At 49.1% G+C, this 23,586-nt stretch carries 22 protein-coding genes; 10 read left to right on the top strand and 12 right to left on the bottom strand.

Features of this window, described 5'->3' with window-relative positions:
* Positions 1–135 precede the first annotated feature (135 nt).
* Positions 136–1,626 carry a ribosomal protection-like ABC-F family protein gene (gene abc-f, locus EKM89_RS02095; RefSeq protein WP_125685506.1) on the bottom strand — a complete coding sequence of 497 codons (1,491 nt, stop codon included), beginning with the start codon at positions 1,624–1,626 and terminating at the stop codon, positions 136–138.
* A gap of 384 nt (positions 1,627–2,010) precedes the next feature.
* Between abc-f and EKM89_RS02090 the strand changes: the two genes are divergently transcribed.
* Entirely contained in the window at positions 2,011–2,628 is a 618-nt protein-coding gene (locus tag EKM89_RS02090; RefSeq protein WP_125685505.1) for a LysE/ArgO family amino acid transporter, read from the top strand.
* A gap of 301 nt (positions 2,629–2,929) precedes the next feature.
* The gene (locus tag EKM89_RS02085; RefSeq protein WP_125685504.1) at positions 2,930–3,526 is read left to right on the top strand and encodes a sugar O-acetyltransferase; all 597 of its coding nucleotides are present in this window, start codon (positions 2,930–2,932) and stop codon (positions 3,524–3,526) included.
* Between the two features lie 188 nt (positions 3,527–3,714).
* On the opposite strand, the gene EKM89_RS02080 is transcribed toward EKM89_RS02085, so the two are convergent.
* From EKM89_RS02080 to EKM89_RS02060, 5 genes are all read right to left on the bottom strand, one after another.
* A complete protein-coding gene (locus EKM89_RS02080) occupies positions 3,715–4,044 on the bottom strand; it encodes a hypothetical protein (protein ID WP_125685503.1) in 330 nt (109 codons plus the stop codon).
* 39 nt (positions 4,045–4,083) lie between these two features.
* On the bottom strand, positions 4,084–4,659 hold the full coding sequence (locus tag EKM89_RS02075; RefSeq protein ID WP_125685502.1) for a cadmium resistance transporter: 576 nt from the start codon (positions 4,657–4,659) through the stop codon (positions 4,084–4,086).
* 608 nt (positions 4,660–5,267) lie between these two features.
* The gene (locus tag EKM89_RS02070) at positions 5,268–5,789 is read right to left on the bottom strand and encodes a GtrA family protein (RefSeq protein ID WP_125685501.1); all 522 of its coding nucleotides are present in this window, start codon (positions 5,787–5,789) and stop codon (positions 5,268–5,270) included.
* 161 nt (positions 5,790–5,950) lie between these two features.
* Positions 5,951–7,591, bottom strand: a complete 1,641-nt coding sequence (locus tag EKM89_RS02065; RefSeq protein WP_125685500.1) for a peptide ABC transporter substrate-binding protein — start codon at positions 7,589–7,591, stop codon at positions 5,951–5,953.
* 493 nt (positions 7,592–8,084) lie between these two features.
* On the bottom strand, positions 8,085–8,441 hold the full coding sequence (locus tag EKM89_RS02060; RefSeq protein ID WP_125685499.1) for an MmcQ/YjbR family DNA-binding protein: 357 nt from the start codon (positions 8,439–8,441) through the stop codon (positions 8,085–8,087).
* A 144-nt stretch (positions 8,442–8,585) separates the two neighbouring features.
* Between EKM89_RS02060 and EKM89_RS02055 the strand changes: the two genes are divergently transcribed.
* Positions 8,586–9,140: an AAA family ATPase gene (locus EKM89_RS02055; RefSeq protein WP_125685498.1), complete on the top strand. Its 555-nt coding sequence runs from the start codon at positions 8,586–8,588 to the stop codon at positions 9,138–9,140.
* Between the two features lie 19 nt (positions 9,141–9,159).
* On the opposite strand, the gene EKM89_RS02050 is transcribed toward EKM89_RS02055, so the two are convergent.
* From EKM89_RS02050 to EKM89_RS02035, 4 genes are all read right to left on the bottom strand, one after another.
* Positions 9,160–10,284: an NAD(P)-dependent alcohol dehydrogenase gene (locus tag EKM89_RS02050; RefSeq protein WP_125685497.1), complete on the bottom strand. Its 1,125-nt coding sequence runs from the start codon at positions 10,282–10,284 to the stop codon at positions 9,160–9,162.
* Positions 10,285–10,527: 243 nt separating this feature from the next.
* Entirely contained in the window at positions 10,528–12,003 is a 1,476-nt protein-coding gene (aldA, locus tag EKM89_RS02045; RefSeq protein WP_125685496.1) for an aldehyde dehydrogenase, read from the bottom strand.
* A gap of 774 nt (positions 12,004–12,777) precedes the next feature.
* Entirely contained in the window at positions 12,778–13,101 is a 324-nt protein-coding gene (locus EKM89_RS02040) for a DMT family transporter (RefSeq protein ID WP_125685495.1), read from the bottom strand.
* 148 nt (positions 13,102–13,249) lie between these two features.
* On the bottom strand, positions 13,250–13,933 hold the full coding sequence (locus tag EKM89_RS02035; RefSeq protein WP_125685494.1) for an N-acetylmuramoyl-L-alanine amidase: 684 nt from the start codon (positions 13,931–13,933) through the stop codon (positions 13,250–13,252).
* 214 nt (positions 13,934–14,147) lie between these two features.
* Here EKM89_RS02035 and EKM89_RS02030 point away from each other — a divergent pair, with 214 nt between their 5' ends.
* Complete coding sequence (locus EKM89_RS02030) at positions 14,148–14,708, top strand: nucleotidyltransferase family protein (protein WP_125685493.1); 561 nt, start codon at positions 14,148–14,150, stop codon at positions 14,706–14,708.
* 167 nt (positions 14,709–14,875) lie between these two features.
* On the opposite strand, the gene EKM89_RS02025 is transcribed toward EKM89_RS02030, so the two are convergent.
* On the bottom strand, positions 14,876–15,379 hold the full coding sequence (locus EKM89_RS02025) for a DUF2798 domain-containing protein (protein WP_125685492.1): 504 nt from the start codon (positions 15,377–15,379) through the stop codon (positions 14,876–14,878).
* 389 nt (positions 15,380–15,768) lie between these two features.
* Between EKM89_RS02025 and EKM89_RS02020 the strand changes: the two genes are divergently transcribed.
* Positions 15,769–16,350, top strand: coding sequence for a VIT1/CCC1 transporter family protein (locus EKM89_RS02020; RefSeq protein WP_225421794.1), 582 nt, complete (start codon positions 15,769–15,771; stop codon positions 16,348–16,350).
* Between the two features lie 97 nt (positions 16,351–16,447).
* On the opposite strand, the gene EKM89_RS02015 is transcribed toward EKM89_RS02020, so the two are convergent.
* On the bottom strand, positions 16,448–17,626 hold the full coding sequence (locus tag EKM89_RS02015; RefSeq protein ID WP_125685491.1) for a GGDEF domain-containing protein: 1,179 nt from the start codon (positions 17,624–17,626) through the stop codon (positions 16,448–16,450).
* A gap of 689 nt (positions 17,627–18,315) precedes the next feature.
* Between EKM89_RS02015 and sufC the strand changes: the two genes are divergently transcribed.
* The 5 genes from sufC to sufB are packed head-to-tail and all read left to right on the top strand — an operon-like array spanning position 18,316 to position 23,511.
* On the top strand, positions 18,316–19,110 hold the full coding sequence (gene sufC / locus EKM89_RS02010; RefSeq protein WP_125685490.1) for a Fe-S cluster assembly ATPase SufC: 795 nt from the start codon (positions 18,316–18,318) through the stop codon (positions 19,108–19,110).
* A 14-nt stretch (positions 19,111–19,124) separates the two neighbouring features.
* The gene (gene sufD, locus EKM89_RS02005; protein WP_125685489.1) at positions 19,125–20,432 is read left to right on the top strand and encodes a Fe-S cluster assembly protein SufD; all 1,308 of its coding nucleotides are present in this window, start codon (positions 19,125–19,127) and stop codon (positions 20,430–20,432) included.
* On the top strand, positions 20,413–21,660 hold the full coding sequence (locus tag EKM89_RS02000; protein WP_125685488.1) for a cysteine desulfurase: 1,248 nt from the start codon (positions 20,413–20,415) through the stop codon (positions 21,658–21,660). Before sufD ends, EKM89_RS02000 begins: the two co-directional genes overlap by 20 nt.
* The gene (gene sufU / locus EKM89_RS01995; protein WP_125685487.1) at positions 21,638–22,105 is read left to right on the top strand and encodes a Fe-S cluster assembly sulfur transfer protein SufU; all 468 of its coding nucleotides are present in this window, start codon (positions 21,638–21,640) and stop codon (positions 22,103–22,105) included. The genes EKM89_RS02000 and sufU overlap by 23 nt, the downstream gene beginning before the upstream one ends.
* Positions 22,105–23,511, top strand: coding sequence for a Fe-S cluster assembly protein SufB (sufB, locus tag EKM89_RS01990; protein ID WP_125685486.1), 1,407 nt, complete (start codon positions 22,105–22,107; stop codon positions 23,509–23,511). Before sufU ends, sufB begins: the two co-directional genes overlap by 1 nt.
* Positions 23,512–23,586 lie beyond the last annotated feature (75 nt).

Raw genomic sequence — 23,586 nt, 5'->3', positions numbered from 1 at the left:
CACGAGTATTGCTGATTCGTATGGTTTGGCTAGTATTTAGAATTAAGTCATAGTCTGGAATGGCAGTCAAAGAGCCTAATAAATTGGGAAGTGAATTCCTGGTTTATTGGGCTCTTTAAGTACGTATGTTTTAAATTACGGTCGCAATTCGATCACCTTAGTTGCCACATCATCGATGAACTGCTGATCGTGTTCAACGACCAACAGTGTTGGCTTGGTCTGTTGAATCAGCGTCGTCAGCTGTTCTTGGTTAAAGACGTCCAGGTAGTTGAGCGGTTCGTCCCAAATAAACAGGTTCGCTGGGGTCGCGAGTGACTGAGCGAGTTCGACCTTCTTCTGCTGGCCCATACTCATCTGCTCGATGGGCGTGGCGAAAACGTCGCGCGGTAGGCCGAGCTTTTTGAGGTTATTCAGCAACGCATTGCGATCGAGGTGGTGTGTGTTGGCAAATATCGTCAATGACCCGCGATTATCCGGAGATAGTTGCCGTGAGATGCTCAGTGATAATTGGGGCTTCAGGTCAGCCACACCGGTATGCTCGCCAGTAAATGACCCGCGCAGGTAGTGAATTAGGGAAGACTTGCCGCACCCATTAGGACCGATGATGGCAATTCGATCGCCCTGTTCGAGGTCAAATGACACCGGCTGGAAGAGTTGACGGTCGCCGTACCATAGGGAGAAGTCGGCCACATGTAGCAGCGGCTGATAGTGGGTCGGCACCGGCGTCATGACGAGAGGCGCCACGTGTTCGATATTTTGCCGTAAACCCTCGGTCTCCTTGAGTTTGCGGTCTCGCCGGCGTTCGACATTCTTCGCACGTTTCATCATTTTAGCAGGGAGCGTATTACTGCCAGCTGCTTGCCACCCACTATTTTTTTCGTGGGGATTGCCATGCTGATAGTTCTCGGTGACCTGCGCCCAGTGGGTTATGTCGACGGCGACACTCTTTAGGCGATCCGCTTCCTTCTTCAGTTTGGCGTCCTTTTCCTCTTCAAGGGCGTCGCGCCGCTTCTTCTGGTCCTCATAAACGGCGAAGTTACCGCGATATAAAATAACTTGTTTACGCTCGATAGCTAGCGTGTGGTCGATCACTTGATTGAGAAAGTGCCGGTCGTGACTAACGACGATGAAGCCTTGTCGCTTACTCTTGAGGTAAGTGGCGACGCGTTGCCGACTAGGCAGATCCAGGTGATTCGTCGGCTCGTCAATGAGCGGGTAGGCTTGGTCATCAGCAAATAAAATAGCGAGCAGCGCCTTGGTCTGCTCGCCCCCGGACAAGGTGTCGAAGGGTTGCGTCAGGCGTTCAGGGTCTAAATCCAGTTGCCGCAATTCGCGTTCTAGCTGCCAGTCGGCGACGGGGGAGATGGCCTGGAGGACGGCTGCGGCGGTTTGCCGGGGGTCACTAACGGTTGCCGGAAAGTAGACGTATTTTTGATTACCGGTAATCGTTCCCTGGTAAGGTAGCTTCCCTAGTAAGAGATTGAACAAGGTCGTCTTGCCCCGACCGTTGCGGCCGACCAACCCCAGCTTCCAGTGTGATTCGAGATCTAAATCGACGTGGTCAAAGAGTAAGCTGACGTTCGTGTCGAAGCCGAAGGTCAGTTGGTGTAAGCCAATTTTTGGCATATTGTGGGACTCCCATTCTTAGTTGACTCAGTTTCTGCAGTAATGGGGTGTTCGTTGATTGGATCTTCACGTTGATCGCATTCTTTCTAGTTTAGTAGGAGCCGACTTTCTAGTCGTTATTTAATAAACAGACTTTCAATAGCCGTGAATTAGCTCCTTAAAAGGTATTCTAGATTAAAATTTGATTAAAATCAATAAAAACCACCAGTTTTCGATATTAAAATACTAATCAAATGAAGTGGCCTTCCAGCTGATTCTCAGAAATTTTGGCCGAGGTGCTGCGGAACCCTTTAGTTTTCATGAAATATTTGTTATGCTAGCAGGATATATTTTTTTGAAAACTCAGGCAACAAACGGAGTAGGCTTGAGGGAAAGTGAGTTGTCATGTCAGCAATGTATTTACGGGGGCTGCTGTTGAGCTTGGCCCTGGTATCCTCAATTGGGATGCAAAACCTATTTGTCTTTAACAACGCCATTAACCAACCTTTGAAGCGGGCTTGGCCTGTCACCATCATGGTCTGGTTCGCCGATACGGCGTTAACGTTGGCAGCATTCTTTGGGATGGGAGCCATCATTAGCTCCCATGAAATGTTTAAATTGGTCATTATGTTCTTGGGTGGTCTGTTGGTCATCTGGATTGGATTTGGTATCTTGCGGTCCGCCGCGAGTTTTAAGTTGGAGAGCGCCAACACGCCACTGCCGATGAAGAAGTCGCTGGTCAACGCCTGGGTCGTGACTTGGGCGAATCCGCAAGCCATTATCGATACCAGTTTGATGTTCGGGGCGATGCGTGGGTCGTTGACCGATAGCGAAGTGACACCGTTTATCACCGGGGTCGTGTCCGCCACGGCCATCTGGTTCTTCGGTATCACGCTGATCCTAGGTCTGCTGAAGGAACGGCTGCCACAGAAGTTCCTGATGTGGGTCAACATTGTGTCCGGGGTCATCGTGATGACTTACGGCTGCTACCTGTTGTACCAAGCATTGATGATGGTCATTTAAATTGGATGTCTGGGGGTCGGCCTGAAATTTGGGCTGGCCTTTTTTGCTGGAATCAACATAATTAATTAAATAAAAAAATGAACATAACTTGAAGCTTCGAAAATGCCGAATCTCCAAGCTAGGTTTTCTACTAAACCAGCAGGACCCTCCTCCCTGACTTAGTAGAACGACGAGCCTGAGCTCATGTTTGTTGAACTTTCGGCTTACGCAGTTACTTTCCGCCACCAAAGCTATGAATCCTAACGTTGAAACCGGTTTCTTAAATGCTATGATGGAAACATAACCTAAAGGAGCTGACGTGATGAATTTAGCAGAAAAATATGCCTACATGGCAACCGGTAAACCCTATGATGACCTCGATCCACTGTTGATCGACCGTCGAAACCGTGCGACCGAGAAGACAAATGCGTTGAATGCAGCCCAGAAAGCCAGCCAACGCGCGCGTCTCTTTCAAGAATTAGTCGGTAGTACTGGTAGTGAGCCCGATGTGAATCCCAATTTCCGTTGTGAGTTTGGTGACAATGTTCATGTGGGCGACCACTTCTACGCGAACTATGACTGTGTCATGTTGGACGGCGCGCCGATTACGATTGGCGACAACGTTTTGTTTGGCCCCAAAGTCGGTCTGTATACCAGCAATCACCTATTCGATGCTGCGGAACGTAAGCTTGGTGGCTGTATCGCCAAACCGATTACGGTTGGCAGTCACTGCTGGTTAGCAGCCAACGTCACGGTACTTCCTGGCGTGACGATTGGTGATGACACGATAATTGGTGCCGGTAGTGTCGTGACGCACGACATTCCAGCCAATGTGATTGCGGCGGGCAACCCGTGTCGAGTTCTACGACCAATTACGGCAGCGGACAAGACGGGATTTGTCGGCAACGACTTTGTCTAAATTGTGCAGAAATAAAAGGAGTCTGGGGCAACCCCCCAGACTCCTTTGCTATCTCCAAATTTACGTTGCTGAAACGTGGGACAACAGGCAGCTGACTCCGCTTAAAACGGATAACCAAATAATCCAAGCCCGGGATTATTCGATTATCCGCCTTAATGCTCGCCAGCTAATCGCCTTTTGTCCCACTCTCATTTTTTGATGATCAAAATTTGTCGGTGTTGGGCATCTTGAAAAATCAGTTGCCGAGCCGCATCATTGGCCGCCGTTGGGTTCAGAACGAAGTCAAGATTCAACTCGTTAATGAAGTAGCGGAGGTCCTGAATACCCATTGCCTGGGCTGCCGAACCATATGCTGGACCTGTGATGATACCCAGCGACGTGCCGTTGGCGAGCGCCAGATGCATGACACTGGCATCACCGGAAACACGTTGGATGTCTGCTAGTTTTAGGGTTAAGACCTGTTGGACGTAAGAGCGAATCTGTTTGCCGGCTAGCGTGACGGTTTGTGTGTCTGCCATAAGTGCCTCCTTGAATGTTTCACATGGAACATTTTAAAGTCAATGCCACAGAATCAGTGTGCCAATCGTGATAAAGAGAACGGGGGAGAGCCAGGCCCCAAAACGTGCGAAGAAGTGACTGGCTGCGTGGGATCGGGCGAGGCGATTGCTAATGAACAGCCACAGACCAACCATGACCATGAAGACCACGAGAGTTACGCCAAATTCTGGGGTGGTGAGATGAGTGAAGTAGGGAATGTAAATACTGAGGTTGTCCCCACCATTACCAATAGTCAGTGACCACACAAGGGGGAGGCTAACGGCTTTTGTAAGTAAGGGTGGCAGTGCGTTAGCCTGTCGGTTCTTTAGCCAATTTCGCAAGCCAACCGCGCCCAACGTCAGGGGAACCAATCCCAGCCAGCGGGTTAAGTGGGCCACGTTGTAGAGCAGGACGCCGCGACTGACGAGCCACGCCACAATAATTAACGTGAGAATTCCCAAGTACTGACCCCAAATAATGCTACGGCGCTGGCGGGCATTCCGTGCACTCAGCCAGAGTAATAATAGAACCACCAAATCGTCAGTATCCGTGACGAAGAAGACGCCAATGGCAGTTAGAATGAATGGTAGTGACATGGTGATTTCCCCCAATGTGGCGCGTAGTGATCAATCTATGTTAGCTCCTATTCTACACGTTAACGGGACCACTGCCTAAGCCTTTTTTAGCGTAAATGACAGGTAGCATGATCTGGCCAGACAAGCGGTGTACCTTAGAATTAGGCCAACGATTCAGCTAATGCTTAAGGCGGACAGATCAATAACAAACGCTAATAACCGAATTGAATGGGACCCGCATAGGGCTGATGGCCCCGTTGTGAAGTCTGGTCCGGACTAATAGGCGCGTGTGGACACAAAGCGATGATGGCCAGTGGCGAAAGAAGCGAAGTGACGCTGGAAAATCGCGGTTGCAAAGTATATTGTGAGATGAAAAATCACCAACGCTTGATTCCTCATTTTCAGAGAGAATGGCGTTGGTGATTTTTTCATTTTTAGATGGTGGTAACGAGACTGGGACATAACCCCAGATTCCTTTGCTATCTCCGAATTTACAGTGCTGAAACGGGGGACAAAAGGCAGCTGACTCCGCTTAAAACTGATAATCAAATAATCCAATCCCGGGATTATTCGGTTATCAGCCTTAATGCTCGCCAGCTAATCGCCCTTTGTTCCACTCTATCTTTTCTTTAATCAGCAGGTGCCGGTTGGTTCTTGAACACTAACTTCTTAGATAGGAAGAAGTTCAGAACCAGAGCAATTGCGTGACCGACGACCTTGGTGATGGTGCCGTTTAAGTTCATCCAGGAAATTCCCAAGAACAGGATGACGGTTTCCAACAAGAACGTCGCGACCCGGGTCATGTAGAACGTGCCCATTTCCTTAACGGGCTTGTCGGACTTGTGCTTGAACACGAAGGTCCGGTCGAGCCAGAAGGAGCATTGAACACTGATGAGCCAGTCGATGAAGTTGGCGAGTTGGTAGCCGATACCAAACGTGTGATAGAACAGGTAGAACAAGGTAATGTTGATGACCACCGAAATGGCCCCAAATAGCAGGTAACGTGAGATTTGACCTTGGACCTTATCTTCGACTTGTTCCTTGGCTTCTTCAATTTTAGCTGCATATTCGTGTTCCGTTTCGGTTAACTCAGCTTCGTATTCTTCTTGCGATGTTGGGTAGTGATCGTGACGTAAGGGTTGACTTTCCATAATTTCGGAACCTTTCTGTGACGTTTCACCTAGCTGGGTGTCACCGCCAATGAAAGCAACGCACGGCTCACCTGAGTTATGAAAACGTATAATTATGTACCAACCTAATTATACCGTTTTTGGCCGTCACTGCAACGTTCCAACCTTCCAAATTTCACTTACTAATTGGCAACGTGGGCTAACCGGTAGTCCGCGCTTCCATTAAATTTGTTATAAACGACGCCCTTGACCTTAGGATTAACCAACGTACTGGTCCGGCCTTGGTAAAGTGGGGTGACGGCTTGATCCTTAGCCGCAGTTTTGGCGGCAGTGAGTAAGTCTTGGTAACGGGCGGTCTTGTTGAGGGCGTCCGTTCCTTCAGCGGCGGTCAACGCACGATCATAAGTTTTGCTGTCATAGTGACCCATGTTGGAGTTGTTGGTCGATTCGAGAATTTGCAGCGACTGGATGGGGTCAGCGTAGTCCATGCTCCAGCTGGTCAGGTTAAGCTGGAAATTGCCTTGTGAAACGTTGCTGAGCATTGATGGGAATGGCAAGGCCTGAACTTTGACGGTCAGTCCGAGCTTGTTGCGCAACGCACCCTGGATAAATTCAGCGAGTTGCTGGCTGGTATCGTCGTTGGCACAGGTCAGCGTGACGGTTAGGTTACTCTTATGAAGTTGTTTTAAGGCTGTTTGGTAAAGCTTTTTGGCCTGTGCCGGTTGGTAATCGGCGGTGCCGGTCACGGTTGCGTCCTTCGTGAAATCAGCGCCGGTCTTGGGATTCTTCAACATATTGTTGATGGCAAATGTTTGCGCCGGGGTTGAGCCATTCTTCAGGACCTTGTCAGCCAGTTGCTGCCGGTTGATAGCTAGTGAAATGGCAAGCCGCAAGTTCTGGTTAGCGGCCACCGCGTTCTTTTCGTTATATTGAATGAAACCGATACGGCCGGAAGAAAGGGACTTTAGGTCGGGATTATTTTTATTTTGCGTGGTTTGCTCGCCGTTTAGCGTGATGGCGTCCAGCTTCTTGGACTGATACAGGTTGTAAGACGTGGTTGGCGACTTGATGACCTGGTAGTTGATGCTGGAAAGCTTGACGGACTGCTTATCCACGTAGGTTGGGTTTTTCTCCAACTTCCAGCTGTCACTCGTCCCGGTCCAGTCCTTCATAACGAATGGTCCGTTATAAACGGTGGTAGCGGAAGACGTGCCGTACTTCTTACCGTACTTGGTGACGGCCGTCTTGTTCAAGGGGTAGTAGGTGGTGCTAGCCAGCATCTGCTTGAAGTAGGAGGCTGGTTGACTCAGTGTGATTTTGAGTTGATAGTTGCCAACGGCCTTGACGCCCAGCGTAGATGGCGCCTTTTTCCCAGCAGCAATGGCGGTGGCATTCTTGATGTTAGCAAATTGATAGGTGAACTCCGACTTGGACTGCGGGTTCAGGGTTCGTTTCCAGGAGTAAATGAAGTCCTGGGCGGTCACGGTATCACCGTTGCTCCATTTGGCGTCGTGCTTTAAATTGATGGTGTAGAGGTGACCGTTGTCGCTGACGGTCGTCTTGGTGGCCAGGGCGTTCTCAGCCTGACTGTCGGCGTTCAAGCGGTAGAGGCCCTCGCCGACTTGACTCAGGGCGTTACTGGAAACGCCGTCGGTGATCTTGGCAACGTCCAGGCTGGAAATAGTCGATGTTTCATACAGATTCAGATCCTGTGTTGCCGTCTTTTTGGTCGATTTGGATTGGGCGTTAATCGCAAAGATACCGCCGATTAGAATGATAGCGCCGCAGATAAAAAGTGCTTTCTTGTGTTCTCTTAAACTCATGATGTATTCCTCCAGAAATTTTAGTGTGATTGGTTAGAAATAACATTGAGTTTTGCCATCGTTTGATCATTAGTGAATCCCCCTCGGTTAAAATTGGATACAAAAAACCGTCCTCAACAGCCAATGCGTTAAGGACGGTTTTAACCGCGGTGCCACCTTAATTGGACGGGTACTCAAATAGAGCCCACATCCCTTCTCCACAGGAAACTATCATTTCCCTGACAACTGACGTATGTCGCACGTCTTCCCGTACTGCAAAAGGTTCGGGGAAGCCCTCGGTGGTCCATTTAATCATCTGCGTTCGGCCGTACTCTCAGCGACGACGGCTCTCTTGGCGTGCACGATGGTCTTGATCTCCACCTCAATGGTTTGTTTCGGACGATTCTTGAATTGAGGCTAGTGTAACCCGGAAAAAAGGTGGTGTCAACCTGGAAAGTGAAAACTTTTTTACAAAGTATCAGGTTCAAATTAATTATTAATAACTAATTTAAACCTATCTCTTAGTAACTAATTGATAACTGCCGTCTAGTAATTGTAGGGCAGCCTTGTCGTCAACTTGGTCAAGTAGAATTGTCAGCCAGTGGTCCTTGTTCATGTGGTAGCCGGCCAGGTAGGCGGGTTGCTCACGCAAGATGCTGCCAAGTTCGGGATCGATTTTAACGTCTAGAATGTCGACCTCATCCTTACCAGGCAATCTCAGTTTTTCGCGGGGGACGTTCATGACCAGGCCGAACCACTTGCCCTGCAGATTCTTCAGGGCAGCGTACTTGGGGTAACTTTTGAAGGTATATTCCGGTGTAACAGCGTAGTTATCCTCAGTGTAATCGAAAATTGTTTGTCGTGTGACCATGGCAAAGGGCCTCCTTTAGGTATAGGGTTAGTTTACGATGAATAAGAGCCCATTTCAATGTGGGCCAACACGCTTAATCCAGTGAACTGGTTGTGCTAGTAATCGGCAGGAGTAGCGCGCATACTGGGCGAAAGGCAAGTGAAGATGATGACCAAATTAATTGTTTTGCGGGGAAACTCGGGATGCGGGAAAACAACTACGGCGCAACGAGTCTGGGAACAGCTTGCGCCTGACTGCTTACTGATCAGTCAGGATGTTGTCCGCCGTCAGATTTGTCACGCCCCCGATCGAAAGGGCAATGCGTCGATCCAGGTAATGGCTGACCTGATTACGTGGGGCGAGACGCAGGGATTTTCAACGATTGTGTTAGAAGGTATTTTAAAGCGTAGCGTCTATGGTGACTGGCTTAGTCTGCTCCAGAGACAGTGGGGGGAGCGCCTGATTTCGGTGTACTTTAACGTTCCATTTGCGACGACGTTAGCGCGTAATCAGCAGAAACAATCGCCGTTTACCGAGGAACAATTGCGGCAGTGGTGGCTCGGTCAGGATGGTCTGGGCAATGAAATGATCATTTTTGGTGCGCAAGAAAAAGTGACGGACCAAGCTAAAATACTGATGAAAGCAGCTACTGCAAACGAACCAGCGACAGAACAAAAACCGGCAAACCCCAAAACAGGGCTCACCGGTCAAGAACGTTAAAGAATCACGTTAGTTGTTTTTATTTGCCAGGAACGTAGCTGTCATCAATGACCAGAATTGGCTTGATGGTCTTCCCGGAAACAGAGTCAGCGTTGGCTTCATTGATTTGGCTGAACTTGTAGAACTTTTCAGTCTTGTCGAAGTCGAATTGACCCATCTTGTAGAATTCGATTAAACGAGGAATGTCAACTTGAGGAATGGAGTCACCCATGTTGACCCCAATGACACTCTTGTCGTTAACACAGAGGTCGTTCCAAGTGTCGAGGTCGACATGATGGTTCGTCACAGCGATCGCAGCTGAAGTCCCACCTTGTGCTAAGGCTTGAATGGAGTCGGAGATGACGCTGGCAACACCAGTCGTGTCAACCGCATAGTTAACACCGTAGCCACCGGTCAAATCTTGAACGGCTTTAACGACGTCGTCAACCTTCTTGCTGTTGATCACATCGGTAGCGCCGAGTTCTTTAGCTAAGTCCAAACGAGAGTCGACGATGTCAATGGCGATAACCTTAGTGCAACCTGAGATCCGGCCAGCCATCATGGCAGCTAACCCAACAGCACCAGTCCCAAAGACGGCAATCGTGTCACCAGGCTTTGGCTTCAAGGTGTTCAGAACAGTCCCAGAACCGGTAACATAGCCACAGCCCAGAGGTCCGAGTTTCCGTAAGTCAAGGTCCTTGTCGACCTTAACGGCGTTCCGTTCACGAACGACCGTGGTTGAGGTGAAGGAACTTTGGTCAAACATGTCGGCAACGTTGTGGCCCTTTTCAGTGAAGTGTGCTGAACCATCTGGACGAACACCAGATAAGTTGTTCGCAGCATAGTTTTCACATTGGGTAGGAATCCCTTTCAGACAGCTCTTGCAGTTCCCACAGCCGTAGAAACTGAGAACAACGTGATCGCCAGGCTTGAATTGGGTAACTTCTGGCCCAACCTTTTCAACGATCCCAGAACCTTCGTGGCCTAAAACGATAGGATAGTCGATGACCGCAACCCCAGTACGCAGAGCTTCGTCAGAGTGGCAGATCCCACTAGCAACCATGTGGACTTGAAGATCGTCCGGACCCATGTCAGCTAGTTCAACGTCATCACGAATTTCAAAATCAGCATTTTGCTTATCAACAACTGCAGCTTGAATCTTCATAATTGGCACCTCGTTTTTATTTATTTATACGTGATTATTATCACACAGATAGGCAAAAATGCAAGCGCTTCCACAGTGGCATTTTCACACTATCCGGGGGAATATCCTCAATCTGACGGGCTTTGCCAGCAGTTAGCCAATCTCGCCAAAGTGACGGGGATCTCGTTTTCAATTTCTATTTACAGGGGAATTTCGCCGAAAAGAGATAATTCGCGACGGAATTATCTCTTTTCGAGTCTATGACTAGCCATTAGCCTTTTCAGGATGGCCTTGTAGGTAAACAACGTGGGTGTTCAAGAATTCTTCAATCCCATGCTTACCATCATCACCACCGATACCGGATTCCTTCCAGCCGGAGTGAGACCCATTCATAGCTTCAAAGTTGAACCGGTTGATGTAAGTTTCACCGTCTTCCAATTCACGAGCAGCACGCATAGCGTTGTCGATGTTTTCAGTGAAGATGGAAGAAGTCAACCCGAAGTCACTGTCGTTAGACATGTTGATGGCGTCGTCCAAGGTCTTAAAGGTCAATACAGGAAGTACTGGGCCAAAGATTTCGTCTTGAACGATTTCGGAGTCTTGCTTAACGTTGGAAATTACGGTTGGTTCGAAGAAGAAGCCTTTAGCAATCTTAACCACGTGGCCACCAGTTTCCAGCTTGCCGCCGGCCTTAACAGCCCGGTCGACCATGCCAGATACCTTGTCCAAAGCGCCTTGGTTGATCAGTGGGCCCATGCCAATGTCTTCGTGTTCCATTGGATCGCCGACGGTAACTTCGCCCATCTTGGTAGCCAATTTCTTCGTGAATTCATCCGCAATGTCTTCTTGAACGTAAACCCGTTCACAGTTGTTGCAAAGTTGACCGTTGTTGTCGACACGAGAGTCGATAATGGATTGAACAGCCAAGTCGATGTCAGCATCCTTGCAGACGATAGCAGGGGCTTTCCCACCAAGTTCCAAAGAAACCTTGGCCATGTGGGTAGCAGCCGCAGCCATAACACGTTTCCCAGAGTTAACGGAACCGGTTAAACTGATAATGCCGATCTTCTTGTTCTTAGAAAGTTCGTCACCAATGACGGCACCAGGACCAGTAATGATGTTAACAACACCCTTAGGAATCCCAACCTTTTCAACGATCTTCGCAAATTCCAGACCCAGGTTAGGCGTGTCGGTACTTGGCTTCATAACGATTGTGTTCCCAGTTACCAAAGCTGGACCCATCTTCCGGGCAATCAAGAAGAATGGGAAGTTCCAAGGTAAAATACCAGCGGCAACACCGATAGGTTGCTTGTCGATCATAATGCTTTCGTTAGCGTTGTCGGATTGAAGAATTTCCCCTTCATAGGTCCGAGAAGCACTAGCCATGTAGTCGAAGTAGTCGGCCGAGAATAAAATTTCGGTGGTAGCTAAGGCCTTAACCTTGCCTTGTTCTTCCTGAAGCATTTCGATCAGGTGATCGGAATCTTTACGGATTTCGGTAGCGACGTCGTGTAAGTATTGGCCTCGAGTTGCGGCGGGAACCAACTTCCATGACTTCTGTGCTTCGTAAGCGGCATCGATAGCTTCACGAGCTTCGTCGACCGTTGCACTTGGGACCGTAGAAATTGGTTCACCGGTAGCCGGATTGATAACAGTGATCAGATTGCCTGAAGAAGAATCTCTAAATTCACCGTTGATGTACATTTGATAATGTTTTAATGCAACAGAACTTTGTGCCATGATGTAAAATACTTCCTTTCCCAGCTGCTCTTCTTAGGAGGGTAGCTATAAAACGAATTAGGCGACAAATGAAAACAGCTACAACGATGATTACCTTGTCGTGCGCAACCCACGAATTGAAGGTGACACATCGTTTAAAAAACAATACATTGTTAATTTATGAGCAATCGATAGCAATCGCTTATAACGCTCCTGCTCGACTTCTCACCTTTTGTTTTAGTCCTTTTTGCGACAAAATGCAAAGTTATTCACAAGGAAAATAGGGTGAACGACCGCGCTAGCCTTACAGCCACTAACTGGCAGAAAATTTTAAGGGATTTGATAGTAACCTGTCCAACTTTTTAAAATAACTGGTAATTGAAAAAACAATGGTTCCAAGCCGGAGATAGCAGAAATGCAATGAACGAAAAGGATCTATTTAAAGTTAATTAGTAAATAAACTCTATTATTAATAATTAGAACAAACAATTAAATGTAAGTTAGATACACTGCAGTTACTTGATAGTCCGCCGACTATAGGAGAGCGTCTTCAGATAGAACTATAAAAAAGGAGAGTGGGACATAACTCAAAAAGTTGCTTCTTTCAGAATCTAATAATTCTGAAAGAGGCAACTTTTATTTACGCCACTATGGTGCCGAAACGTGGGACATCAGGCAGTTTGTTGCGCTTAACCCGATAGCAAAAATTATGCCAGAGTCAGGCATAATTCCTGCTATCACGTTAATGTTCGCAAACTAACCGCCTGATGTCCCACTCTCGAAATGAGTCAGTAATCAATGGTTGGGTCCATACATGTTTAGGATGACAACGCCGACCACGACTAGAGCGATGCCCAGAATACTAGCGAGGTTAATCGGTTCGTGCCAAAGCGTGATGGAGATGGCGGTGGTGATGACGATCCCGATACCAGCCCAGATAGCGTAGGCAACGTTCAGATCGATGTTTTTCATGGCTACCGATAAGAAGTAAAAGCACAGGCCGTACGCGAGTAACGCGCCCAGCGATGGCCATAATCGTGTGAATCCGGCCGCGACTTTAAGCAGATTGGTCCCAATCAATTCCCCAATAATGGCGATTCCCAAGTAGATATATGGCAATTTCGCCGCCCCCTAATGTTTCATGTGAAACACGTCTAGCCCCCAGTGTAGCAGTGACAAGCAGCCAGTGCAATGCGAATACATAGGGGCTGACTTTTTAGTCAATTGACATAAAAAACTGGCCCTAACCAGACCGGCTTCACAGGTACTATTTAATTTTTTCGTTGGTAATGGCCTCGATATCCGCCTTGGCAATTTTAGCCATATTTTTCTTGAGGTGGTGGACATCAGTCTTATTCGTAATAAAGCCAGATTCAACCAAACTGTAGTCAATACCGCGTTTGCGTAAGACGTTACAGTTCTTTAAGTTGGTTCGATAGCTATAACCGTTATAGGCCTTGTTCAAGCCAACGTACTTTTGAATAACCTTAGCGAGGCGCTTGTCACGAGCCGTTGGGTGTTGTTTATGGATAATGACGTGACCACCATGTCCGGCAGGCGCGTCCAAGTGAAACATGATGACCGTCGTTTTCTTGTTAAGTTTGTATGAGCCTTGATGATGAAACAAGGTGTCGCTGACCAGGTTCTTCTTAGGATTGTAAAATGTGACCGTGCTGTTTTGAACTTCTTTAGCGTACTTGCGCAGTTGGGGCAGCATGTACTTGCGTAGGAAGGTTGCTTCGGTCGTCCCGTTTCCCCGGGCACCGGGGTCACCGGCACCGTGCCCCATGACGATGAGGTAATGTTTCTTAGCCTTGGGTGTCGTTTTCTTGGCTGGCTTCGTGGTCGCTTCTGTCGTGGCAGTAGTTTGGGCGTTAGCGACGGGCGTGTTTAATGCCAACGGCAAGAGTAGCATGAGCCCAGCAATGAGTCCGAATTTCCATTTCTTCATATGTATGTACTCCTTAGTCATAGTGTTGATAGTTTTTAACTATCCCGATTGACTCACTTCATCATACGCCTAAAGCGGGTGAACGGGTAGTCGATTTTGGCAAAGTCGACTGAACATAATACGGGGTAAAAAATTTTTTCATGAAAGTGGAAGCTTTCCGGATATAATAGGAATTATATGATACTAAATCCTAGATTCAGGAGGCCCTTCCCAAATGACACCAGAATCTCAAGTCTTAAACATTATCCGGACCACCCCAGAACTCATGCGCATCCTAACGCTGATTCGTGACCGCCATCTCAAGCAGGGGGCATTGGCCGCTGGGAGCATTCGGAACACTGTCTGGCAGGTGCTGAGCAATCAGCCCGTTCAGTTGGGCAGCGACATTGACGTTGTCTTTTTTGACCCTGATCGCCCCGCCAGCGACGATCTTGAGATTTATGCCCAGTTGACGCAACTCGCACCAGAATATCAGTGGCAGGTCAAAAATGAAGTCTACATGGCCCACTATAATTTTTCTGATACGCCGGACTTTACCTCGGTAGCCGATGCCATTGGTCACTTTGTCGAGGTTCCGACCTGCGTGGGTGCCTATCTTGATGGGGATGAGCTGAAATTAATTGCGCCCCATGGTGTGGATGATCTGGTCAATTTTCACTGTCGACCGATTCCGTTTTACCAACAAGACGAGCGCCACCGCGCCATTTATCGGCAACGGATGGCGACTAAGCAGTGGCAGAAAAAGTGGTCACAACTACAGGTAGCTGAGGTATAATCAGCCTTTGTTTAGCCTGAGTGGGTTTATCGTAAAACCCGAAAGCATACTAAAAAGACGGCCACTCCCCATCAAAAAGGGAGTGGCCGTCTTAGCGTTGGCGTGGGACCAGCGGAAAAAAAGAAAAACGTCCCCACTACTTGTTGGTAGCGGCGACGTTTAGTTGGTTAATCTTTGATTGATTCGGCTTCAACATTTTCAGCGGGAGCACTGTGCTTTTGCACCGTTCCCAGAATCTTTCTTGCGATGGGGCCGACAATCACTAATTGCAGCGGCAAGGCCATGAAGAGGTTGAAGATCCAAGTGTGTAAATAAGTCAGCAGGGCGTTACCGCCGAAGTTTTGCGTGACCACCATGCCAAATAGAGACATTAGAGTGACCATGCCGGCAACCATCATGACTGAGATGGTTAGGGCAATGCGAATCTGCTTCTTTTTCATGTAATCGTTAATAATGAAGTGGAAAAAGATGTATTTGACGCCGGGACCAATAATCCCCAGGTCGCAGATTGCGGCGACCAGCAAGGCCAGTGGGTATCCGGTCAGAACCTCACGAATGAAATGGTGACTGAATCCGTCGGCTAGAGCGATGTTGTAGCCAGCCATGACCAAGACCATGAGGCCGGCCATAACGGCAGTGAAAAGTAGTTCTTCTTTAAAATTTTTAGGCATTGTGTTGCTCCTCGTTTAAATTTCCCACGAGATGTTAGCGTACCACATATTTTTTCACGGCGTAAGGATTGTTTTGAAAGTAACCGTTTTTATTTTCAGAGTGGGCCCAAAGACGTTAAGCAGAGCCAGCTGTCTTTGGTCCACGTTTCGGTAGTCTGGCCATTACGCATAACGAATGCCCAAATCCTAGGCAGCAGAATTTTAGTCATATTGGAATAGCGTCTAGTGCCGATGACCAACTGACGGAGATATTCCTTGTCAGCCTGCCCAAATATTCCTATATTGCGCTAATATTCACAAATAATATTGCATAAGTATATAAAAGCGGCCTATAATACAGATGATTCAGAGTGAAATCGATTACATATTTTCCTCGAGGAGGAAGTACAGTGAATACACCAATGGAATCATCTAAAACAAAGAGCATCTATTTTTGGGATAAACTAAATGTCTTGCGCGCTGGGATTCTCGGCGCCAATGACGGCATTATTTCTGTTTCCGGAATCGTTTTGGGGGCAACCGGAGCCGAGCTCAGCAGTACGACCTTACTGGTTAGTGGCATCTCCGGCATGTTGGCTGGTGCCTGTTCCATGGCCGGTGGTGAGTGGATCTCCGTTAGCGCTCAACACGACGTTCAGGAGTACACCATGGCGCATGAAAATCCCCAAGTCGACGTTGACCTTTCCCAGAAGGACCTGCTGATTCCGTTTCATGCGGCTGCCATGTCCTTCACGGCCTTCATCATTGGCTCCCTGATTCCTTTGCTGGCAATCATGTTGTCCGCCCCAAGCTGGCGCTTCATCAACACGGCCATTGCTATGGTGATCGCGCTAAGTCTGAACGCCATCATCAGTACCTACGAGACGACTAACTCGACCAAACGGACCATCGTCCGCAACGTTGTCATTGGGATCCTAACCATTTTTGTCACGTATGGTATTGGGGCGTTACTGCATGTGATGCTTGGATAACATATATTTTCTAAATGGCAATGTTTCTTTTGAAGGTAGACATTAGCTGCAACAAAAAGCGTTCAGAGCGGCTAACACCCTCTCTGAACGCTTTTGCTTATAGTTTTTGGGTTTGACCCTCGACGGTAATGCGATTACGACCAGCTTCCTTGGATAAATACAGGTAGTGATCGACACGCTTGAACCAACTGTCAAAGTCGGCGTCGGACTGTTGGAGCGCTGAAATGCCAATGGAGACGGTGACCGTCATTGTGTCCCCATTTATGGTGATGGGACTCTTCTGTAGGACATTACGAATCGTTGTGACCTTATTTTGAGCGTCTACCGGGGAAATATTTTCGAAAATGATTACAAATTCTTCGCCGCCGTATCGGAACAGCTCACCATGATTGGTCTGTTTCGTTAGTTCTTGATTAAAGAGCTGAGCGACGTGTTTCAACACGGCGTCGCCTGCTAAATGACCGTAATCGTCATTGAAGTGCTTAAAATGATCGATATCAAACATCGCCATGGTAATCGGCATGGTCGGGTGCTGCCGGTAAACGCCGAACACACCAACCGTTGTCGTATCAAAGTTGGCGCGATTGCGAACACCGGTCAACTCGTCGTAATTTGCCGCTTGATCCAAGCGCGCGAAGTGGTTAATGACGTGATTCACGCGGGTAACGAAGAAGCGAATGATCCACATGTAAGCGATGAAGACGACGAGGACGTTGGTGGCATAGAATAGGTGATAGGGCCGTGCCGACCAGATAATCAGGCACCACGCGCCACCATATAAAAATTGGAGAACTAAGAAGCGCCATTCAGAGGTCAGAACCAAGTCTTGATGACGGCTAATGTAGGCAATGACGCCGAACAGGACGGCCATGGTCAGCATGAACACCCACCAATACCGTGTGTTAGCGCCCAAGCGTAGTGCCTGACCGTAGAAGACCAGCGGCATCGCCAAGTTAACCAGGGTTACTGCTAACGTTTGCATGGCGTACATGCTATACAGCAGAATCATCAGTTGGGCAATGGCGTAAGCCCAGCTCATCACGCTACCGCCGTTCAGAACTAAGAAGGTTTGTCGCAGGAGGAAGACCCCGCCGACGACAACCAGAGCTTCAATCATTTCTAGAATAAAAGTTCGCGTACGGGACAATCGTGCCGTTCGTTGCGCCACCAGATAGGTCATGACCATCATGATGGCGATTAGCCCAATAGTAATCAGAGCCATAATTACAGATTTTATATTAAAGACATCATTAAAGAAGCTTTCAAATAAGTACATTTGATCACCTACTTATCGTAAATTACAGTTCTAAGCATACCATTAAATGGGGATAACGATTTCGTTGATTAACAAATATTAGGCGCATTTGCCCCCCATTTCGGCTATATTGGGTGAATTTAGGCACAAGTGAAATGGTGAGGTAAACATCAGTTATGCCTGTTTTAGCAGCGCTATTGACCTATGCTTAAACGCTAGTAATTAACGTAAATCAATAACTTTTCTATGGACATCATCTATGTTGCCTCAGAACAACCAAGTCAGCCGAGAGGTCGGCAGATATGGGCTCAGGCGTGTTCGCACCGATCCAGCCCATATCTGCCGGTCGGTAAGGCGATGGTTGGACAACGTTGCCTAATTTTAGCCACAATATTGCCGTTACAGCAGTCATACTAGGTGGTTTAGACCCTTCAGTTATTTCCAATAAGTATAGCTACCAGAAGAGATATGGGGGATTTGCCTAATTTAAATTGGAATATTCAGTGCTTATAATGAAATTATAAACGGATAATGACGGGTATAATGGAAACTAAAAGGAATCCCGTTATTACAAGGGTGTAAGCGCTACATATGATTGGAATATTCCCGGCAATGATCAGGATCAAAAACAATCACGCGCTACTCAGGACAACCCGCAGCCGAACAGCAACATCGAACTGACATAATTCAAATCTTGGAGGATGATTTCAATGGCAACACTTGAAGTGAAAGACTTACACGTTGAGGTTAAGGACGACGAGCAAAACAAGACGCAGGAAATCCTAAAAGGGGTCAACCTGACCATGAAGACCGGCGAAATCCACGCCATCATGGGGCCTAACGGAACTGGGAAGTCGACGTTATCGCAGACCATCATGGGCCAACCCGCCTACCACGTGACGCAGGGTGACATTTTGCTGAACGGTGAAAGTATCCTCAAGATGCCAGTTGACGAACGGGCGCGCAAAGGCCTTTTCCTCGGCATGCAATACCCTGCTGAGATTCAAGGGGTCACCAATGCTGAATTTCTCCGGGCGGCCATGAATGCGCGCCGGGCCGATGACGACCAAATCTCCGTGATAGCCTTTCTAAAGGAACTCGACAAGAACCTAGCGCTCCTCGACATGAGTGAATCTATGACGGAACGTTACTTAAACGAAGGATTCTCTGGCGGGGAAAAGAAACGTAACGAAATCCTCCAACTTTTGATGATCAAACCAACCTTTGCCTTACTCGACGAAATCGATTCTGGCTTGGACATTGACGCCTTGAAGGTCGTTTCCAAAGGGGTCAACTCCATGCGTGGCGACAACTTCGGTTCCCTGATCATCACCCACTACCAACGCCTGTTGAACTACATCGTTCCCGACGTGGTGCACGTTATGATGGGCGGCCGCATCGTCAAGACTGGCAATGCCGACCTCGCCAAGACGCTTGAAAAAGAGGGTTACGCTGGTCTGCGGGATGACTTGGGACTAGATGTTGAATTAGTCGACGAGAACTAAGGAGGGTCGAACACATGGAAGCAGTTCAAGATTACGAAGCACTTAAACCAGAACTCGCGGCCGCTGCGAACGACCACGGCGAACCGCACTGGGTTGTCGATCGGCGCTTAGCCGCCATCGACGACCTGGCTACCGCAGCCTTACCCGAGGTCAACCGCTTCGACATTCACCGTTGGCCACTAACGCCGACCGATGAGCCATTGACGTTCAGCCGGTCCAGTGCTGACCTGGCCGCAAATGTACCGGTCGCAGCTGACCATATTCAAATCGTCCAGGTTGGGCAGACAACGGTGACGGTCAATTTGCCCGCTGAACTCGCTGACCAGGGTGTCATTTTGACTGACATCTTCTCGGCCTTCCGCGAGTACCCGCGTTTAACGCAAGAACACTTTATGGATAAAATCATTAAGACCAATGAAGACCGCTTAACTAGTTTCCACACGGCCTTCCTCAACGCCGGCGTCTTCCTTTATGTGCCCAAGGGTGTGGTCATTGATGATCCCATCGAGCTTCACCTGGTTCAGGACAGCACGCAGGAAAAGCACCCACTGATCTCACACGTCCTAATCGTCGCCGAAGCGGACAGCCATTTTTCCGTGATGCAACATTTGACGACCCAAGGCGACCAGGCCAACTTAGCCAGCTGTGTGGTCGAAGTTTTCGCCCGGCCAAATAGTGAGGTTCACTTCTCGTCCTTTGATGAGCTAGGACCCAACACCACGACCTACCTCAACCGGCGGGCTAATATCAGTCGCGATGCCAACGTTGATTGGGCAATTGGCCTGATGAACGATGGCGACACATTTGGTGACTTTGATTCTGAACTGATCGGCGAAAATTCCAAGTCCGACGCCAAGGTCATCACCTTGACCGGGGGTCGGCAACGCGTCGGCGTCAACACTCGCGTCACTAACCGTGGGAAGAAGTCGACCGGGAATATCCTGCAACGTGGGGTCATCATGGAAAAGTCCACGTTGATCTTTAACGGGATCGGCCACATCATTCACGGGGCTGCCGGCGCCAATGCCGAACAGGAGAATCGCGTGCTGATGATGTCCAGTAAGGCTCACGGGGATGCTAATCCAATCCTCTTGATCGATGAAAACGATGTGTTGGCCGGTCACGCCGCAAGTGTGGGCCAGGTCGACGCCAAACAGATGTATTACCTAATGAGTCGTGGTATCACCAAGGCGCAAGCCAAACGCTTAGTCATTCGGGGCTTTCTGAGTGCCGTCTTACAGGCCATTCCGGCCAAGGATGTGCGGCAGAATCTCACGGATACGATCGAAAGGAAGCTTGAAAATGGCGCAGAAATTGAGTGACTCACGCACTGATTTTCCCATTTTAGATCAAGAAGTTAACGACGAACGGTTAGTCTACTTGGACAACGCCGCGACGGCTCAAAAACCCAATCAAGTGGTTGATGCCTTAGTCCACTTTTACCAGCACGACAACGCCAACGTTCACCGGGGCGTCCACACGCTAGCGGAACGGGCGACCGAAGCCTATGAGAATGCCCGGCATAAGGTGCAACACTTTATTCACGCGCAGAAGCCAACCGAAATCGTCTTTACCAAAGGGGCGACGGACGGATTGAACCTGGTCGCCAGCACCTATGGCGAGGCCAACGTTCAGGCCGGCGATGAAATCGTCATTTCCATTATGGAACATCACAGCAACCTGATTCCTTGGCAACAATTGGCGATTAAGAAGCACGCCACACTGAAGTACATCGAACTGACTGCCGATGGTGAGCTGGACATGGTCGACGCTGTGGCTAAGATTACCGACAAGACTAAAATTGTTGCAGTCGCCCACGCTAGCAACGTGATGGGGACCGTGACGCCGGTCAAACAACTGGCGAAATTAGCGCATGAGCACGGTGCCATCTTCGTTGGTGACGGGGCACAATCCGTGCCACACATGCCAGTCGACGTGACCGATTTGGACGTCGATTTCTACGCCTTCTCCGGCCACAAGATGATGGGGCCCACGGGAATTGGCGTGTTGTACGGTAAGGAAGATCTCCTACAGGCCATGCCGCCCTATCAGTACGGTGGTGAAATGATCGGTTTCGTTCACCGCGATGACAGCACCTGGGCCGAACTTCCTTGGAAGTTTGAAGCCGGCACGCAAAATATTGCCGGGGCCATTGGTTTGGGGGCTGCGGTCGACTATCTGACCAACATCGGCATGGACCAGGTCCAAGCGCACGAACAGAAGCTGGTCGACTACCTCTTACCTAAGATGGAGAGCATGCCGGGCGTCACGGTCTATGGGCCGCAAGATCCGGCTAAGCACACGGGCGTCATCGCCTTTAACCTCGACAACCTCCACCCCCACGACGTCGCCACGGCGCTGGACATGGAGGGTGTTGCCGTACGGGCGGGCCACCACTGTGCGCAACCGCTGATGGATTACTTAGGCCTTGTCGCGACAGCGCGGGCCAGTCTGTACCTTTACAATACACAAGCAGATGCTGACAAATTACTGACGGCACTGCAGGAAACAAAGGAGTTCTTTAATCATGGGACTGTCAAAGCTGAATAGTCTTTACCGCGAAGTTATCTTGGATCATGCGGATCACCCACATCATAAGCACACCTTGGCTGAGAGTACCAATACGATTACGCTGAAGAATCCGACCTGTGGTGATGTGATCAACTTAGAAATTAAATTAACGCCGGACGATAAAATTGCCGACATCGGGTTCACCGGCGACGGTTGCACCATTAGTCAGTCGTCCGCCAGCATGATGACCGACGCCGTCATGGGTAAGTCTAAGGAAGAAGCCTTGAAGATGGCGAAGACCTTCTCCGATATGGCGATCGGTAAGGAACACGCACAGGCTGACTTGGATGAGTTACAGGACGCGGCCATTTTATCAAACATCATGCAGTTTCCGGCGCGCATCAAGTGTGCCACTCTTTCCTGGTGGGCACTGCAGCGGGCCTTACTCGAAGAAACTGATGAGACTAGCGAGGAGGAGTCGTAATGACAGAAGTACCTGATGTGGTCGCCAATGACCGCGACTATGAATTCGGATTTCACGATGATATCAAGCCCGCTTACTCAACTGGGCGTGGCCTAACGGAGGAAACCGTCCGCGAAATTTCGGCAGCGAAGAATGAGCCGCAATGGATGCTAGACTACCGGTTGAAATCTTACGCCGCCTATAAGCGCATGCCGATGCCGGACTTTGGCCCGGACCTGTCCGATTTGGACCTGAAAGACATGTTGTACTACCAGAAAATGACGGACAAGAAGTACCGCGACTGGAAAGATGTGCCCGACGATTTGAAGAAGACCTTCGATCGCTTGGGTGTGCCCGAGGCCGAACGGAAATACTTAGCGGGATCCTCCGCACAGTACGAGTCCGAAGTCGTCTATCACAATATGCGCGATGACTTTGCCAAGCTCGGGATCATCTTCACAGATACCGACACGGCACTGCGTGAATATCCCGAACTCTTCAAGAAGTGGTTTGGCAAATTGGTCAAGCCGACCGACAACAAATTCGCGGCCTTGAATGCGGCAGTCTGGTCTGGGGGGTCCTTTATCTACGTGCCGAAGGGTGTCCAAACCAAGACGCCAATTCAATCTTACTTCCGGCTGAATGCCGAAAACTCCGGGCAATTTGAACGGACCCTGATCATTGTCGATGAGGGTGCGCGGGTCGATTACGTCGAAGGCTGTACGGCGCCAAACTACTCATCGGACAGTCTGCATGCCGCTGTGGTCGAGGTCAACGTTGCCAAGGACGCCTATTGCCGCTACACTACCATTCAAAACTGGTCGAATAACGTCTACAGCCTGGAAACTAAGCGGGCTGCCGCTGAAGAAAACGCCACGATGGAATGGGTCGACGGTAACTTAGGTTCCAAGGTCACCATGAAGTACCCCAGCGTTTACTTGAATGGTGAGGGTGCACGGGGGACCATGCTGTCGATCGCCGTGGCCAGCAACGGGATTCATCAAGATTCCGGAGCCCGGATGATTCACAACGCTAAGAACACCTCAAGCTCTATTGTGTCCAAGTCCATCGCCAAGACGGGTGGTGCGACCGATTATCGTGGAACCGTGCGTTTTGGCCGCCACTCCGACGGGTCCAAGGCCCACGTGGAATGCGACACGATCATCATGGATGACCAGTCCTCATCCGACACGATTCCGTACAATGAAATCTCAAATTCCAACGTCTCCATGGAACATGAAGCGCGGGTCTCGAAGATTTCCGAAGAACAGCTCTATTACCTGATGAGCCGCGGCATCTCCGAAGCCAAAGCCACTGAAATGATCATCATGGGCTTCGTTGAACCATTCACCAAGCAATTACCGATGGAATATGCGGTTGAGTTGAACCGACTGATCAGCTTTGAAATGGAAGGGTCGATCGGGTAAGTCATAAGTGAAATAACAGCATCGTCACTGGTTGAGAACGTTCTGTTCTTGATTGGTGACGGTGTTTTTGTGTTG

Origin of the sequence: Levilactobacillus fujinensis, from assembly GCF_003946335.1 — a bacterium.
Classification (GTDB): domain Bacteria; phylum Bacillota; class Bacilli; order Lactobacillales; family Lactobacillaceae; genus Levilactobacillus; species Levilactobacillus fujinensis.
This window is presented reverse-complemented; position numbering and strand designations above follow the sequence as displayed.